General features: G+C 40.2%; 13 protein-coding genes. 5 read left to right on the top strand and 8 right to left on the bottom strand.

The window, feature by feature from the left end; all coding sequences use genetic code 11:
• Positions 1–68: 68 nt before the first annotated feature.
• The 7 genes from V7K30_RS06750 to dndE form a co-directional block, all read right to left on the bottom strand.
• Positions 69–827, bottom strand: a complete 759-nt coding sequence (locus tag V7K30_RS06750) for a HEAT repeat domain-containing protein (RefSeq protein WP_334998345.1) — start codon at positions 825–827, stop codon at positions 69–71.
• A 174-nt stretch (positions 828–1,001) separates the two neighbouring features.
• On the bottom strand, positions 1,002–1,517 hold the full coding sequence (locus V7K30_RS06755) for a GNAT family N-acetyltransferase (RefSeq protein ID WP_334998346.1): 516 nt from the start codon (positions 1,515–1,517) through the stop codon (positions 1,002–1,004).
• A gap of 17 nt (positions 1,518–1,534) precedes the next feature.
• Positions 1,535–1,726: a hypothetical protein gene (locus V7K30_RS06760; protein ID WP_334998347.1), complete on the bottom strand. Its 192-nt coding sequence runs from the start codon at positions 1,724–1,726 to the stop codon at positions 1,535–1,537.
• A gap of 188 nt (positions 1,727–1,914) precedes the next feature.
• Complete coding sequence (locus tag V7K30_RS06765) at positions 1,915–2,328, bottom strand: ABC transporter permease (protein WP_334998348.1); 414 nt, start codon at positions 2,326–2,328, stop codon at positions 1,915–1,917.
• Positions 2,313–3,614, bottom strand: coding sequence for an AmpG family muropeptide MFS transporter (locus V7K30_RS06770; protein ID WP_334998349.1), 1,302 nt, complete (start codon positions 3,612–3,614; stop codon positions 2,313–2,315). Before V7K30_RS06770 ends, V7K30_RS06765 begins: the two co-directional genes overlap by 16 nt.
• Before the next feature lie 142 nt (positions 3,615–3,756).
• A complete protein-coding gene (locus V7K30_RS06775) occupies positions 3,757–5,214 on the bottom strand; it encodes a DNA phosphorothioation-associated putative methyltransferase (RefSeq protein ID WP_334998350.1) in 1,458 nt (485 codons plus the stop codon).
• A 155-nt stretch (positions 5,215–5,369) separates the two neighbouring features.
• Positions 5,370–5,756 carry a DNA sulfur modification protein DndE gene (dndE, locus tag V7K30_RS06780; RefSeq protein ID WP_334998351.1) on the bottom strand — a complete coding sequence of 129 codons (387 nt, stop codon included), beginning with the start codon at positions 5,754–5,756 and terminating at the stop codon, positions 5,370–5,372.
• 337 nt (positions 5,757–6,093) lie between these two features.
• Between dndE and V7K30_RS06785 the strand changes: the two genes are divergently transcribed.
• From V7K30_RS06785 to brxL, 5 genes are read left to right on the top strand one after another with little or no spacing between them, the layout of a single operon-like run.
• Positions 6,094–6,918: a DUF4007 family protein gene (locus V7K30_RS06785; protein ID WP_334998352.1), complete on the top strand. Its 825-nt coding sequence runs from the start codon at positions 6,094–6,096 to the stop codon at positions 6,916–6,918.
• On the top strand, positions 6,908–7,348 hold the full coding sequence (locus V7K30_RS06790; protein ID WP_334998353.1) for a hypothetical protein: 441 nt from the start codon (positions 6,908–6,910) through the stop codon (positions 7,346–7,348). The genes V7K30_RS06785 and V7K30_RS06790 overlap by 11 nt, the downstream gene beginning before the upstream one ends.
• Positions 7,349–7,380: 32 nt before the next feature.
• The gene (locus tag V7K30_RS06795) at positions 7,381–12,012 is read left to right on the top strand and encodes a hypothetical protein (protein ID WP_334998354.1); all 4,632 of its coding nucleotides are present in this window, start codon (positions 7,381–7,383) and stop codon (positions 12,010–12,012) included.
• A gap of 5 nt (positions 12,013–12,017) precedes the next feature.
• Complete coding sequence (locus V7K30_RS06800; RefSeq protein WP_334998355.1) at positions 12,018–14,258, top strand: hypothetical protein; 2,241 nt, start codon at positions 12,018–12,020, stop codon at positions 14,256–14,258.
• Positions 14,245–15,693, top strand: coding sequence for a BREX system Lon protease-like protein BrxL (gene brxL / locus V7K30_RS06805; protein ID WP_334998356.1), 1,449 nt, complete (start codon positions 14,245–14,247; stop codon positions 15,691–15,693). The genes V7K30_RS06800 and brxL overlap by 14 nt, the downstream gene beginning before the upstream one ends.
• Positions 15,694–15,706: 13 nt before the next feature.
• On the opposite strand, the gene dndD is transcribed toward brxL, so the two are convergent.
• Positions 15,707–17,692 (bottom strand): DNA sulfur modification protein DndD, encoded by a 1,986-nt coding sequence (gene dndD, locus V7K30_RS06810; protein WP_334998357.1) that lies wholly within the window; start codon positions 17,690–17,692, stop codon positions 15,707–15,709.
• Positions 17,693–17,984: the final 292 nt, after the last annotated feature.

The raw sequence follows: 17,984 nt of genomic DNA on the forward strand, positions 1-17,984 counted from the left end.
GATTTTAGATTGAAATTTAATCCAAAATTGTCAATCTAAAATCCAAAATTGAATTGCCCCATACCCAATCAAAACCACCCTTCTTGTTCCAGGGTTTCAATCAACTGCAAGCCACGGGGATCACCCACTCCTAACAGTGAGGCTTTGGCGTCTTCCCGGACTCCCAAATCTTGGTCTTCGGCAAAGGCTTGAATTAGGGCGTCGATTGCTGTGGCATAAACTACATTAGAAGGCAGTTCGCGGCACAGTTGACCAATCGCCCAAGCACTGTTACTCCGCACTGCTGCCACGGGATCTTGGACTAAGGCTTCAATTAATGGTGGTATTGCCCCTATAACTGCTTCGTAACCCACTTCTGCCATCTGTGCTAAGGCGCTAGCAGCCCACAAACGCACTGCGGAAATGTCGGTTCTTAGGGCATCTGCTAAGGGTGGTAAAGAACGGCGATCGCGACAGTTTCCTAAAGCCCAAACAACACCTTTACGCACATAGCCATTCCAATCACTGTTTAGTTGAGCAATTAACGGACTTACCGCCTCTGAACTGGGATTGCGTCCGATGCCATAGGCCGCACTCACCCGCACTAAGGGGCAGGTATCAGTTAACAGGCGAATCAGATGGGGGGTAGCACGCGCATCTTCAATATCACAAAAAGCACGCGCCGCTAACATTCGTTGCTGGGGCTGGGGATTTTCCAGCAAGGCTAGCATCACTTCTGGATCAGGCTTCGCCACAACTGATTCGGCAGTTAGCGGCTCTATTTTATCTAAGGGGCTTTCTAGATCCTCCTCAATATCAAGTAGGCTTAGATCGTCTTCGTCATACATAATTTCATTTGAATCCCTTTTTGGGATTAACACATAACGCGATGTGCCAATAAGTTAAAGCCTTATATATATTAGTTGCGTTATTATCCACTTTCCGTTCTCCCTCGTTGAGCTTTATCCAAATGAGAACCGCCATAACTCAGACGCTAAACTATGTTACCGCTATCCTCTAGTTTATTTTTCTGCACTCAGGAATTTTACCATCCACAGGGATTGCGTTTGATAACCTAACTGATTGTAAAGATTTAATGCAGGTTTGTTTGATTGAAACACTTGCAATCCAATCTGGCGATCGCCTCTTTGAATAGCCCAATTTTCCACATATCGCATCAAAGCTCTACCAATACCTCGCCGCCGATGTTCTGGTACAACGTAGAGGATAAAGATGTGAGCATGACGGTTGCCATGTACTTGATTTATAGCATTGCCCACCCAGAGGCAGGCGATGGGGGGAGAGGGGGATGAGGGAGAATTTTCTCCATTGTCTCCCCCATGTTCCTGACTCGAAAAATTAACCCACCATAAGGGCGTATCACTAGAAAAGTATTGCTTAACTGTTTGCTCTAGGTGGGAAAAATCCTCATTGGGAAAGAGATCCTGGTAAGTTCGCTGCATGAATTTAAGCAGCAGCGATTGATCCAATGTGGAACCACGGCGAATAATATACTCAGGTATTAGTTGCTCAGACACTTCTGATGTTTATTAACTTAGCTAGCTGAGTCATGTGCTGCTGGTGGCAAATTAGCAGGAGTGGGTTGATAACTTATACCTACCTCTTCAATTGGTGCGGGTGCTGCCATATCGGAGGGTAAAAAGATGCGGGCGCTGACTGCCACTAGCGCAAATAAAAATACTAATACTGCAAGCAAGGGAGCGATGTACTGACGAAATATAGCCATATTTTAGATTGCAAAGAGCTAGGAACTTTTATGAGAACCTAGCTGAAGATTTGTGAAGTATTCTTGATTTATTTTAGCGATTTTCTAGGCATGGGGAATCGGGCAACTCAATTTTGGATTGACAATTTTGGATTAAATTTCAATCTAAAATCCAAAATCTAAAATCTAAAATTCTTACTCCCCACTCCCTACTCCCCACTTCGATCGCGCTCCAAGTCATCAAGCACTCTCTCGCAATACCAATTCTCCGGCATCCCAGGATAAGTCTCCTTTGCCTGTTCAATTAACCGTTCGGCAGCGGCAGTGTCACCGGATAATTTAGCGATTAGCCTGTTTTTGAGATAGCTATCAGATACACCCTCGTCTACCTGGTTTGGTATCCCTTCATCTATAGTTGATGGCCGGGACTGCTCTCTCCGCAACTGCCAAAATAAAACGTAATAAAGTGTACCAAAAATTAAAATTAGGCTGAGTGTTCCGAAAAAAGTTAGGAGGTTAAATGCCAAAAATCCTAGAACTAACTGCGAGAGAACATAGCCAAGTAATAAACCAGTGAGTAAGAGAATAAATGTGCCGACAGCAATAACTACTTGATTCCCCATATATCCTCTTCTTCGTTCTCCAATCCTGGTCTGGATAATACTACCACTGGCTTTGGATTCCAAGGGGCAAAGAATGGCAATAATAGTAATCCCGGCAAAGCAGCTATTGCTGTCAGTAGAAAGAATGTAGACCAGCCGGTAGCTTGTGCCCATGTACCTGCTGGAGCTGTGACAATATCTCTACTAAAAGCCTGCAAACTCGAAAGTAAGGCGTACTGTGTAGCTGAAAAGCTTTGGTTACAAAGACTCATCAAAAATGCTACAAAAGCAGCGGTTTCTAGACCAGCACAGAATTGTTCTATATTAACGGCAGCTAACATTAGATAGAAGTTTTTACCTATTACTGCCAACGCAAAGAAAGCCAAGTTACCGACAGCTTGCAGTATGGCGAATATCCAGAGCGAGCGATTAACACCAATTTTGGTCATTACTGCTCCTGCTGCCAAGGTGCCAATAATAGTGGCGAAAATTCCCAGCGCACCAGGAAATGCGATGTCGGTTTGAGTGAAATGTAAGCCTTTATCTAACAAAAATGGGGTGGATACATTTTTTAGTAAAGAATCTCCCAACTTGTAGATCACAATGAATATCAGGATTAAAAGTGCTTGTAGCCAGCCATGACGCTGGAAAAATTCAATGAAGGGTAATTTGACGGCGGCTCCTAAAGTCTGAGGCGGGCGATCGCGTAGGACTGGTTCTGGCGCAAAAATAGAACTTACCACGCCTACGAGCATCAACAGCGACATCAACAAGTAAACAGCTTGCCAAGGCATTCTATCTGCCAAAAATAGGGTGACATAACCGGTTACTAAAATGGCAATGCGATAACCCAATAAGTAAATAGATGCTCCAGCACCTCTTTCTTGGACTTCTACTACATCAGTGCGGTAAGCATCAACTAAAATGTCTTGGCTGGCGCTAAAAAAAGCAACGGCCACAGCAGCAATTATTAAAGGTTGTAGCCCTTGGGATGGGTGTTGTAGAGCCATTACAGCTATACTTAACAGTAATGCTACTTGTGTAATTACCATCCAACCTCGACGCCGCCCCAAAAAAGGCGGTACAAATCTATCTAGTAAAGGCGACCAGAGAAATTTTAAAGAATAGGGCAGCTTTACTAAACTAAAAGCGGCGATCGCTGCCAAGCTAATTCCTTCTTTGGTCAACCATGCTTGTAATGTTTGACTGGTTAAATACAACGGCAACCCTGATGAAAAGCCCAGAAATAACAAAGCTCCCATCTTCGGGCTGCCAAAAATTCGTAGCAGCGATTTATTTACTTGCACAATCTTGAAGATTCCTTTTATCTAATTGAATTGCAGTTATCTTGCCATACCTGCTGTCTAATTTCGTGTAAGCACACAAACCTGCTAAAATTTTCTTTATTTAAGATACATATCAGCAATGCTCTAACAGTGTGATTATTCCTTAATTTTCCTTAATTGAATAAACCTGATGCGCCCTAATTTCTACCCCGTGTGCAGCAAGGCATTTTTCCCAACCTTCTCGCGTACCGATATCGCTTTTGTGATTGAGCAATCCTAATTGCTGTTCTTGTTGGGTAAGTTGAGCAAATTCTTTGTAACCAGGGTAGTTGCTGGTAACAAATGTTTCTTTCCGGTGCAAAATCGGTGGATTTGCTCTAGTTGCATAGTCTCGGTGAGTGACAACTAAGGTTTTTAAGTCAATAGTTATACTAGCTTTTAAGGCTGGATGGGGGTCAGTGTCGAACTCAGGGTAACACAGATAGGATATTTGCGGCTTATCAGTGTGATATTTGATCAATGTGGCTCCATCTACACGCCCAATGGTGCGACTAGCGCAACCTTCACAAATTCGCAGCACTGGGTCAAGTGATGCTAGTGCCGAAACATGGACGTAAAGGGCACCGCGCGTATGTTTACCTATTTTGCTTTTTTCGCAAGCAGTTTGAATTACCCCAGCTTTACCTAAGCTGAAAAGTTTTTGGTCGGCTACTTGACAAGCTTCCTCGTAGCTACTAAAAAAGGCTTTGATGTCGTGACGCATTTCTGCTGCTAGCTTCTGCCATGCAGGGCGTTGATCAAAGTGGGTGAGGGCGAGATAAACTTGGATATCTAGAGAACGATGGTAAGCGATCGCATCCCATTCTGCTTCGTCGGTAGCTTGTAAAATTACACCAAAGGCGCGGCGAAAGTTACCAAATTCGCTCAGTAATTCCTGTTCATTTTCCAATTCACCTTTGGCAGGTAGTCTACCGCGCTTGGTAAAAAAAGCCATGAGTGGTTGTAACTGTTCTTGATAATCTTCAAACCGCTTGATGGGGATGCGGACTCGTGGTGTAGAAGTGGTAGAAAAGAAGCGGATAGCTTTGTAACTTTCTTTTTCCGCTTCATCTCGAAAAATAAAGTATACGCCTAGTGCGATCGGCACCGCATCAACATTTAGGACTTCATCAATATAAGTTTTAAGTTCTTCTTGTTCGTAATATTTCTGAAAAGTATTGCGGCGCGTCACAATGCCATCATTGTAAGCAAGTTGGGTTTTGCTGGGTGCGTTAATCAGTATTTGAGCTGCCACAATTAAAACTTTGTGGGTGAGTTCCCAAGCTTGGCGAAGGCTTTGACGGCGTTCCTCTGGATCTTCAATGACGTTGAGGACATAACCCAGGTTGACCACATCGGCGGCGGTGCGTGGGACATCGGGATGGTAGTAAGGGTCCCAACCTGCACTGGTGTAGCCTAAATTGTTTACTCGCTGCACATCACCACCGTAGCCGCAACCGTAGTCAAAAAAAGTGGTGTCTTGATTTAAGATTGCCCCTTCTATGGCCAATCGTACAGGGCGAGATAAATCAGTGCGAGCGATCGCAGCTCTATGACGCTCAATTTCTAGCGCTTCAGGCATGATACTAATTCGTAATTCGTAATTCGTAATGACGCTCTCTACGAGACGCTAAAAGCGTAGCTTGCTTCTCTGTAAGAGTACGCGGACTCGCTAACGTAATTCGTAATTAAGAATTTAAATTACGAATTGCACAGCATCCGTTACGAATTATTTTGTCAATCTTTGACCGCCAGTTCAATTAAATCTTCAATTTTCTTGATATTTGGATCGCCTGCTAAGTAGCCAATACCGCGATGTAAATGCAGGCGGAATTGGGTGGCGAGGGTTTCTTTATCCGTGGGATAGCCGTCATTGTGACAGCGTTGCTTAAGGGCGAGGAGGAGAATATCGGACATTTCGCCGCCAAAGACGCGCCAAGTCATTTCGACGTTGCTATCTTGGGGAATTGGGACGGGTGAGGGTGTGGTTGGTTCTGCTAGGGAACGACAAAACGCCCAACGGCATAAGATATTCCATTGGTCGATTTTGGTGCTGCGTCTGAGTTTGAGCAGTTGGTCTTTGGCTGTTTGGGATAGGCGAATACGTTCGATTGGTGATTCCATAACTAAAGCTAAAAGGGAAAAAGTAAAAGGAATCCAATACATTATCCTTTCACATAATTAACAATACTTAACAGCAGGTTGATTAATTTGAGCTACTTAATTATTCCTTCTTTTATCACTTAGAGAGATAAATAATCATGTTTAGATAATTAGCGATGTCTAGTAACTTGCTGTAGTGAGTCTACACACACTAATCTCAACATTTAAAGTGGCATATATACTAGTTAATAATATATAATTTAATAGTTGTCTAGAAGCTGGCAGTAAACATCTTATACATATTTAACTAATACCAAAAAAATGGATTTAATTAAACTTCGCATTCAGAAAATATATTATGGCTAAATTGCAATTACATTTTAATGGGTCTTTTGCCTTTAAAAAAGATGAAATAAATAGACTTCTTCATGCTGCTGCCCAAGAAAAAGGCTTAAATGATAGCTTGCCTAATTTGATGGAGAAAACAAGTTTAGGTAATGGCAAAGTAGGACGAGTAAAAAGTTGGGCAGTACGTGTAGGGTTAATTAAGAATAATCGCCCTAGTCGGGAAGGAGAAATTATCTTGCGACTAGACTCAGGCTTGGAGTCAAATATTACAGACTGGTTGATGCACTTTTATTTAAGTTTTGGTGATAAAGGACTACAACAAACACCAGAAAATCCTGCTGATTGGGGTGGATGGTCTTACTTTATATATACGTTCTTGCCTCGTTATAGTAAATTTACTAGCGAGGAATTATTGTATCATATCGCTTCAGAGTTTGAAGAAGAAAGCAAAGTGATTGCTGACAGAATCAAATTTATCTTACGGGCATACACTGAGTTTCAAGCTTTAGCATCCTGCAAGTTTATCACTCAAGAAGGGGATAAATATGTTGCTGGAAATGCCCACTTACCTAACTCTTACCTGGTGGGATATTTCCTAGCAAAGCTGTGGGAACGTGACTTTAAAGGCGAAGGTTCTGTTCTTACCGAGGCCATCTTGAACCAGAAAATGGGAATTGCTACTGTACTTAGTATCAAAGCAGATGCACTACAGGAACAGCTAAATGCACTAGAAGCTTACGGCATCATCGAACAGCGACGGGCAGTACCTCCTTTCCAAGTGATTCCCCGTTGGGATGAACCCTTGGCACTGCTGGAAAAAGCCTATGACGGATAAAGCTGATTCTCTGCTACGAGATGCTAGACCCGATGACAGAATTCACTTGCTACTGTGGGATACACCTGATGAAAACGAACTAGTACGTATCGCTTTTGAAAATAATGCTCAACGGGTCAACTACCGAAAAAATTTGTTACAAAGGATTCATCCGGGAGAAAACTTTCTCACGCTTCATCACGATCTGGATCTGGAATTGGATGCTATCAAGTCAATGTGTTCTGGGGTTAGCAAGCAGATTGTTTTACTGGAAGGGTTAGATTGTCTGATTACTTATTTACAGGTGACATCTGGCAGTCACATTACCCTTTTCTGGAAGCAACTGGAAGAGACTCGCAAGCTAGAAAAAATTTTGTGGATACTGCTACCCCAGCAATTAGCACCCAAAAATTGGTCGTCAGAGAGAATTAAGCGTATTCCTTCAGGATAATTATCACTTTGCATTTGCTATTTTAATTGATTATGCTCCTCAACCAACTTGTTGAAATCAACGAAAAGGGTAGTATTGCCAGTTCTGTGAACTTTGGCATGTTGGATGATTTAGAGAAGAATTTGCCTCTGTGTGAGAGTTTTATCTTTAACTACGACTTAACAAAACCTGAGTTATCGACGGTTGGTATTTTGGATGCGGTGCGCCGTAGCTATCATAGTCCAAATCAGCCGAATATCCATTTGATGATTCAACAATATGGTAAGGGGAAGTCTCATTTTGCGATCGCGATCGCAAACTTTTTCAAAAAAACCTTCCACAGTCAGGAAGTGCAAGGGATTTTGTCACAAGTAGAAAAGGCGACATCTGCCAAAAATCAGGCTATCTCTGAAGGATTAAAGCTTTTTAAACAAAACCAACGCCACCAACATTTAGTTATCTGTCTGAGTGGAGATCAAGGTGGCGACATTAGGAAGCAATTTCTGCAACAACTCGTCAAAAATCTGGAAGAAGCAGGTATTCAGGATTCCTTAGCACAAGATATATGTAGCGAACCCCTACACTACTTAGAAAAGTTGAATATAGAGAAGCGGGCAGAAGCAGAGAAATATCTACAAAGTATTGGGAATCCTGATGGTGATTTAAATTCTCTCATTCGCTTACTCAGAGAAAATAACTCTGGTGTTCTATCTACTGTTAAAAAACTTGCCTTTCAAATTACGGGATTTACTCCTGATTTTGCTGCTGATGTAAATATCCAACTAATTATAGAAGACCTATTAAAAAATTATTGTACTGGACAAAATGCCCACTTTCAGGGGATTTTAATTTTATTTGATGAGCTAAATTACTATCTAAAATCTTGGGCAGCAGATGACATAGGTGCTGGAGGTACCGCACTGCAAAATATTACTAACATTTGCGAAAACTACAAAGGGAAAATTGCTTTACTAAGTTTTACCCAAATTCATCCTGGTAGGGCATTGGGGATTTCTGCAAATGCCATACCAGAGTACCAAAAGATAGCAACTCGCCTTGCACCAAAAGATGGCACTACCTACGATAACCCTACCTCTAGCTTAGAACTAGTAATAGAAAACTTATTGTTGCCAAAAAATGACTCTACTTGGCAAGTATTTCGTTCTCAATGGCATAACACGCTGACAAGAGAAGCTGAAACAGCTTACGAGGGAAGAATTAAAATTTATAAAAACAAAGGCTGGTCTTTCCAAGAGTTTTATACCCACTTGTCTGAGGGTTGTTTTCCCCTCCATCCTCTGACGGCATATCTGCTGTGCAACCTTGACTTTACCCAAGATCGAACTGCTATCCAATTTATAAAAGGCTATGTCAAAAATTTCATTGCAACTCAGCCTGTAGAAAATGCTGGAAAACTTAATTACATTTATCCCATTGCTTTAGTAGATACCTTTATTGAAAACTTTTCTAATTACCCTGTTTATACCAATTATAAAAAAGCTGTAGATTTAGTTATAGGTGCTGATGATGCAGATGAATTAATTGCTCTTAAAGCTTTATTTTTATATGAAGCTAGTGGAGAAAAACTGACCAAAGCAGACCAAGAAGAACATCAAGAGATTTTAGTAGCTTTAACAGGTTTAACTAAATTGAGACTCCAGACAGCACTAGATAAACTAGAAAAGGAAAGAGACTTAATTTATCACCAAGCAGAAATTAAGCTTTATCGTTTCTGGGAAGGAATCAACCCTAAAAGTATTCAAGAAGAAATTGAAGAAAAAATCAAATTTCAGACAACATCGATTAATGATGTTATTGCCTATTGTGGTGAAATTAATATTCTTGAAAAAGATAAAAAAGATAAATCTAATAATACAATTATTGCTACAAACTTTGTCAAGGATAACAAGTTAGTGGGTGAAGAATGGCGATTTGAGCGGAAGATATATAGTATTGATAAATTCATTAAAGCGCTAGAGAATAATCGTATTCTGAGAGATACCAAAGAGAAGGGAATTTTAGCTTATGTTCTAACAGAGACTCAAGAAGAGTTGCAAGAGTTTCGTAATACTGTAGCTAATCATTTATCTAAATCACCAATTAAAAATTACATTGCTGTTGCTATTCCTAGAGAAGAAACCGGCAATTTAGACCGTATAATTATACAGATAAAAGCTCTTGAAGAGACGAACAGTGCTGATAAAAGATTGTTGGGAAAAGCTTATCAAGAACAGCTTGAGCGTTGGCAAAAAGAAGCAAACACCCGGTTAACGAGGTTGTTAAATAATTGTACATATCATTGTGTGGGAATCGATACAATTCCATCTGCGGAACAACACAAAGCGCAACGGGTAATCAGTGTACTTTTAGAAGATTTATATACCTTTGTTCCTCCTGTGGATGAAATGGATAAAATGCGTTCAGGCCATCCGACAGGTAAAAAAATTATTGCCTGGATTGCCAAACAAATCTTCATAAAAGATAATTTCAGCGAACAGACCTTTGATCGTTCTTACAGTACTGTTATTGACCAGATTTTTGTCAAGTTATGGGGTCTATTGAAGAAAACATCTGATAAATATATCGTTCAAGAACCAACTAATGAACAAATCCGTGCTGCCTGGCATAAAATTTCTGAAATAACTGACCTAGAAGGATTACCGCAAAATACTTTTGGTCTAGAAACAATTTGGCAAGTACTTTCTGCGCCACCTTTTGGTTATAGCGAGTATAACTTTACCATGTTGCTAGCAGGATGGCTGGCAATCCACCGCAAAGAAGTATCTCTCAGGGGTTATATCGAACTTGGTTCTAAAAAGTTAAATATGACGTTGAAAACACAATCCTTGAAAGACTGGGGTAATACTGATATTCTCCAAAACCCCACCGCATTTGTTGACGACTGGATTATTAAACAAAAGTCCAAACTAATTCGTCGCCAACAAGCAGAAATGCCGATTTCGGCATCGCTAATAAACTATTATGATCAGGCGCAGGAGTATCTAGAGGTCGTTACTGCTTTTTTAGAGTCTAATGAACCGGATGAGTTAGAAAAAGAAGAATTAACTCAGAATAGAAAACAGGTGAGTGCGGCGGTTGCTGAAATTGACAAGTGGTTCCAACCAGTGCAAGCTGTGGAAAACTTACCTCCTGAGGCACAATTGGCAGCACTGTTACCACTTTACCCGCAACTGCTGAAGCGATCGCCAAACACCTCAATTTTACCAACACAACAACAACGCGATCGCTTCTCCCAAGCATTGCAAACTGTCAGTAATAAAATTGACCAACTTGTAGCAGCAGAAAGCAAGCGTGCTGAGTCACTATCTACCGAACAAGCTTGTAGTGCTTATCAAATAGAAATTCAAGGAATTATTGACCAGATTAATCAGATTGCAGATTTGCCTCCCCACCTAATTGAGAGTTTGCAAAATGCCTTCCGTACCAGCAACATCAGATTAACAGACATCAGGCAGCACGCAGAAGCAGGACAAAAGCAAGCCGATGATACACAAATCATGCTGAATATTCGCAATTCTGCCACAAAAGTCAAAACTATTCATCTTTCTCAGGAAGCGCTGCAAGAAGTTGAAAATTTACAATCTCGCTTCAATTATCCCGATAAATTTAAGCATGAAGTTGCTGAAATTGTCCAGTCAATCCACACTAAAATTACTGACTATCGTTCCAGTTTGGCAACTCTTCGGACTCGACTCCAGTCAGTAAATAATCTCTCAGATTTGGATGTTATTAATACAGAATATGCCAAATTGGATGTTGTCTTTCAAGATTCGCCTGATTATGAAGACTATCAAGAACTACAACCACAAATCCAGAATTTAAAAAATGATCTAGAGCAGATACAAAGTCTGGATATTCGCTATCAACAAAGTAATTCTATTGCCAGTTGTAATGAGGTTTTGGCAATAATTGCTAGTCGGGAGTTTAATATCTATAATGCTGACCGCTTTCAAGAAATAATTGCTCAGTTAGAAGTTAATTTCCGGCAAAAAATCCAAGAATATACTGTTGAACTACAAGAATGGAAGCATAACTTAGAGCATTTGACAACAGTAGAAGATGCACAAAGACTCCAAAAAGAGTTACTGAAAAAGTCGCATCGTTACTCACGCTCTGAAATAGAAACAGAGTACGAAGCAATTATCTCAGAACTGGCACTACTAATTGAGTTATTGCAGATAGCCGAGTCAACAAAGCTAGAGACTTTGGAAACTTGTCAAACTCACTTAGAGAGACTACGAGATTGGCAAAATAAGACTGAAGGACTGAGAGAAAAATTTAGCGATCGCCTTCACTCATTCCGTACAGAAATACAACAAAAACAATCACAAATTATCCAGAAACAACAAGCTGTTGCCCAGCAATGGGTCAAAGATTTAGAAAATAGTTGCACCCAAATAGACCAATTGCCTAATGATACAGATAAGCTCGAAGCAGCAAACAATTTACTGGAGCAAATTCAAGATGAAAAGTTTGAGTATATTAACTTACTTAGTGTTCCAGAAACTCAGTTATTAGAAAATATAGAGCGTCAATGCATTGAAGAACGGGATAAAGATACAGCTAATCAAATTTTCGTACTGTTCCGGCAACTTCCTTATTTACAGCAACAAAATGTTTACGAGAAGTTAGCGCAAATGCTTTCAGAAAAGACGGAGGAATAATAGGGATGAAGGATAAACATATCATACTAGACCCTACCGGACTTTACGATATTCCCTCCGGCTATATCCCTGTCACCACAGAGGTAGAATGGATACAGTTTTTTGGTGTTAGTGCTGCTCCCTGCTGGGTAAAAGGTGAGCGATTATGCGAATGGGCAAAAACTTGGCTACGAGCATGGAATAAGACTGAGGAAATCGCGGAAATTAAGCAACATCCCCGCAACAAGCTAGCACAATTATTTGATTCCATTCCTTTACCCAATGATTGGACTGACGAACAAGTATTGATTTTCGCTACCAAGTTAGATGCTTATCCCCAAGACAACTCCATTGCCCACTTTTTAGCAGATAACATCACTGAGAGTAATAGACAAATATGGTTTACTCAACCTTCTAATTCCCATCTTGCAGCTTGGTTAGCAATTATAGTTCCACAAGAATACAAACCTTTTGAGCGAGTTTGGCAGCAGCAGTTTAAGGAACATGAGTTAGCAACTTATTACCAGACTGAAGATAAATTATTACTTTTGCGTCGCTGGTTAGGCATAACAGAACCAGTTTTGAACGACATCGGCAAGTATCCCTTGCCAGTTCCCGACTTACTCACCGAAGAGTTTGATCGCTACTGGGAACAACTCATCTCGCGCACCGAAGGCAAAGTTCTCGATACCCTAAAGCCCACTAACCAAGTAGATATGGAGCGAATTGCCAATTGTGCTTACAAAGTTTTCGGCAATCGACCTAACTGGATTAATCGGGCAAGGGAAGCCAAAGTTACCCCATATCTTAACTATCAGCAACAGCAAGAATTAAACCTTAACAAACGTCCACCCGAACCCCAACCCCTAGCTTTAGATGCTACTCCCCAGCAAGCTTTAGCTTGGGCAACAAAAGATTACCTACCGTTCCGTCGCTGGGAAGTCATCAAGCAATCTGCTGCTGTACCAAAAATTAGTGAGAGTTTGGCGGATAGCTTTGTCGAGTGGATTCTCCAGCACTACCCCCAAATGCAGGTAGACTCGGTAGAAAATTCCTACCTTAACTACAGCGTTGCCTCAAGAGTGCAAAATCTTTGCCAAGAAAGTCCTGTGTTTTGGGTTGTGGTCGATGGCTTGGGATGGTTAGACCACTTAGAACTGTTATCTTTTCTAACAAACGATTACAAACTCGCTGTAGAAACTGCGTTCCCCGAAGGGGTTGTCGTTCGCGCAGCGTCTCGAAGAGAAGACATCGCACCTTACTTTAGCATCCTGCCTACCAAAACAGAATATGCTAAATGGAGCTTATATGCTCAACTTTTGCCTAATGATTCTGCTTGGGTTGCCGATGCTGGTAAAGCTTTTGTAAAAATGGGCGTAGGCAAACGTTATACAGATGGACAAGTTGACAAACTCTACAGCGCTTTAAGAAAAAAGACACATAAGTTGTATTGCTGGGATACAGATGAATTCGATAGTCTTTATCACAGTCAAAAAGACTGGCAAAGCTTTTATGAACTTGACCGTCCCCACACCCTAGAAGGTATTGCCAAGAAAATTGATTACTGTTTGCAACAATACCCTAACCCGGAAGCACTGAGAATCGTCATTGCTAGCGACCACGGTCAGATGATGGGTACCTCTGAAAAAATTACTGACTGTCCTCCAGGACTGGAACCCAAGGGGAGGATGGCGATTGGTAAAACTGATGATAGCAGGTTTGTGGTTTTGTCAGGCGATCGCTACAGTCTTCCCCATGACATTAGTATTGTCAAAGGCTCCGCTAGCTTAAGTTCTTTCAGCTACACTAGCAATAAAAAAATTATCGGTTCTCACGGAGGGCTATTTCCTGAAGAAGTTGTAGTTGGTGTATCTGTGCTGCGAAAATCTATCCAACGCCATCCTGTGTCAGTTTTCTGCTTGGGTGAAGGTAAACCCAAACAATTAGGAGAACTGGAAATTACTATTGATAATCCCAATTCAGTAGCGCTAACAAATCTTTGTCTATATATTCAGGAATTGCCCTCTTTACAAGCAGGAAAATTATTAGCACAGGAAATTCCAGCTAATCAGCGCTATAGTTTCAAAATAATAATTCCCGAAGTACCAGAATTAGCACCAAATCAAGAAAATGACTTATTCCTATCTGGTGAATTAACCTTTCGATTTGCCGATGCTGAAAATGCAAATGCTGCCCTAGTTATAGAATCCAAAATTATTATCAAGCAAATATTTAGTAGTGGATTTAATATAGATGAATTCTTATGAAGAAATAACCTACAATAACGATTTAGTTCGTGAGGTTTTTGGCAATCTCTGTATTGATAAAACTAGATTGCCATCCAGTGGACTCAGTTCTATTGGTTTACCTAGCTTTGTTGCTGAATGGCTCCTAGATAAAATTGTCCCTGGTTCGGGAACACTGACATCTATAGAATTAGAAAAAGTTAATAACTTTATTAAAAAAGCATTTCCCCGTAAAGATGACCGCAACGAAATTATTTTTGACTTGACTCAAGGTGAAATACGAAAACTCATCGCTCTAATGCAGGTACGTATCAAATTAGAACAGGGAGGACGAGTAATTCCTGAACCATTGGCACAAATTCCGGCTCTGAATTTAACTGAATGCAGCATTGCTACTGATATTGTAGAACGCTATAAAATACTTTTGCGCCAAGGAATTTGGGGCAAAATTACTTTAGCTATGCTTCCCGATGGTAAAGTGGAAGTGATGGATTTTGAACCATTTCAATGTTCGCAAGTTGACTTGCAAAGTTATGCCGAATGTCGGGCAAGATTCAATACACAACAATGGCGAGATTTAATATTTTGCTCAATGGGTTTTAACCCCCAGCATCCCAGTTATGACCAGGAAGCAAAAACATGGATATTGGCTAGGTTACTATCATTAGTAGAACCTAATTATCATGTGATAGAACTAGCTCCTAAAGGCACTGGTAAAAGCTTCTTTTTTGAAAATATCAGTAGCAAAGTTAGCTTAATTAGTGGTGGTAAAATTACTCCCGCCCAATTGTTTATTAACGGTAGAACTAAAGAAGTTGGTTTACTCGGTCGTCATCAAGTTGTGGTTCTAGATGAAGTTCAAAGTTTAACATTCGATAATCCTGAAGAGGTCATTGGCCCACTGAAAAATTATCTTGCTAGCGGTCGTTATAATCGCTCTGGTTTTGCAGATATTTCTAGTGATTGTGGGTTAGTGATGCTGGCAAATATCGAATTAGATGAGCAATTACAACCACGCAATGAAGATAATTTAATGGCTAACCTGCCAAAGTTTTTCACTGAGACTGCATTATTAGACCGATTATCTGGGATTATCCCTGGTTGGAAAATTCCCAAGTTTCAAAGAGAAATGATAGCTTCTCAAGTTGGTTTAAAAATGGATTTCTTTGGTGAAGCCTTGCTATCTCTACGCCAAGATAATCGCTTCATGTCCTACGTACAGCAGCATACTCACTTTGAAAAAAATGTTACGATTCGTGACCAGAATGCCATCCTCAAATCAGCATCAGGTTTTCTGAAAATTCTCTATCCCCATTTAGAATTAACATTAATGGACTACGAGGATGATTGTCTAGAACCTGCTTGTAAACTGCGCCAAGCTATCCGAAATTCACTATATTATCTCGATGATGAATTCAGGCAGCTTGGTAGAGAAATTCATGTAGAAGTAAAGTAACAGTCAATATCTACTACCAAAAATATCCTGGTTGTATGGTAGTTTGGCGGGTGGTCGAGTCGTATTTGAGGAGATATTCGCGGGCGATCGCTTCATTTTCTCGCAGTGTTTCGACTTCTTTCTTTCCAATCTCAGTATCGGTGGAAAGCAAAATTACTTGGTGACTGGCGGATGGAAAGTAACGTTCAACTAAGTTGCTACGGTGGGAGGAGTCTAGTCTACCTAGTGGCGTATCGATTGCTACTGGTAGGCGGTGTCCAGAGACTTTGGCTAAACCCCAGAGGAATGCGATCGCAAGTAGTTGTTTTTCCCCAGCAGAAAGGCGATGTTTGGGGACGGGTTTACCATTGAAATCATATAAGGAAAGTCCGAAAGTATTAGTATCAATGGCGATACGATGCACTAAGTCTGATTTGTGGAGGAGATAAAGGAAGCAATTTTTAACTTCTTCCTCTAATTTATTGAGCTTTCTCAAGGTTAATTTTTCACGGAAAATCTTGAGTGTTTCTTGAACTTTAGCCGCAGAACTAATAATATGTTCGTTATTTTTATATTTAATATTTTCTACAGTATAGTCACTTAATTCTTTTTTTGACTTAGCAATAATAGTTTCTAAATCAGCTAAACGGCGGCGAATTGTTTCATAATTTGCTTTAGCTTCAACAACTTGATTTTGTGCCGTTTCTACTGTCTGACGCAGCTTTGTATAATCTTCTGGTGCTGCTGCTGTCTGCACTTGTCTTTCCAAAGTGATAATTTCTTCTTCTTTATTTTTGATAATAGCTAATTTTTCTTTCGCAGAGATTTGAGAATTTTGCAAGTGATAGATGAGATTATCTAGCTGACTTAACGTTTCATCATCAGCTAATAACCAAGGTGCTTCCATTTGAAGAGTCTTTGCATATAGATTATCGACATCTTCGACTAGAAATGATTGAATTTTTTCAACTTGTGTTAGAGCAATTTCTACCTTACTTAGCCAACTGAGTAAGCGCTGATCTCTCTCAATTAACAAATCTTTGGAAATTTGGATTTGTCGATGGCGAAATTCTTTTTCTCCCTGCGTTTGCACTTGAGTAAGTAAATTGGGAATTAATGCTAGAGGTAAAACATCAGCCGCCAATTCACACATTAACTGACGCACTTGTTCAACTTCCGCAGTTTTCGCTTTCTGTTGTAGTTCTAGTTGATTGCGTTCTGCCGCAATTTTACCACCCTCAGAAATGAATTTATCAAAAGCTTCTTGCTGCTTTACTTCTAATTCTTCTAGCTGATTTTTGATATTTTCTAAATTCTGTTCACTTTCTTGATAATCTTGTTGCTGTTGGGTCAATCTTTTTTCAATTTCTTCTAGGTTAGCTAAATCTTTAGTATCAGCAAATTCTTTGCGTTTACGGTTAACTAAAATATCTAAATCAACAGCTAAACGATCTGCTAACTCTAGCCCGAAAAGTCCGCGAATAGCTTCAACAACAATCGGTGGTGGTATTTCTTGTTCTGCGAGTTCTTTAACTTGTTCACCATCAAATAGGAATAAGTTAGAAATTCCTAAAGGCAAGAGATTTTCAATATATTCATCCCAAATATTAACTAAAGCATCAGGCCATGTATCACTGTCGCCTAAAATACCTAATGTATCTTTACCATCTTTAGGATTTTTTGTCCAACTACGCACAACACGGTATTTTATTGGTTTATCGTTTTCAATATGTTCAAAAAGTAATTCAATTCGGGTGTCTACAACCGGATCAATTTTGTTGTTAACACATTGATTGAGAAAATCGCCATAACTTAAATTACCACGGGTAGAACATTGGGCGCGGGGCCCATAAAGAGCGAGACGAATGGCATCCATCAGCGTAGTTTTTCCGCCGCCATTCATGCCACCTAATAGGATAATTGGACGCGAGTTTTCCTCATCAATTTTTGGGTTAAGATTAATTACCTGTTTACCACTATAGGGACCAAAGTTTTGTAATACGAGTTCAAGAAATATCATTAGTTTTTAAGAGGGTGTTTGAAAAGTTATACGGTGTGATTTTTTACCCCCCTTATAAAGGGGGGAAACAATAAAATCAAGTTCCCTCACGCCACATGCTTCAAGTCGGCAAAGCCGCCCAACGCAGTGGCTCCCCTTTATAAGGGGAGGGTTAGGGTGGGGTAAAAATATTTGATACATCAATCACGACTTTTAAAATATCCTCTAAGATTAACATGAGTTCGACGGCGATCGCAGAAGCAGAAAGTTCGTGATAAAATGAATAAGATAAAACTAATTAGATGATTTTGTC

Origin of the sequence: Nostoc sp. (genome assembly GCF_036917655.1) — a bacterium.
In the GTDB taxonomy this organism is placed as follows: domain Bacteria; phylum Cyanobacteriota; class Cyanobacteriia; order Cyanobacteriales; family Nostocaceae; genus Nostoc.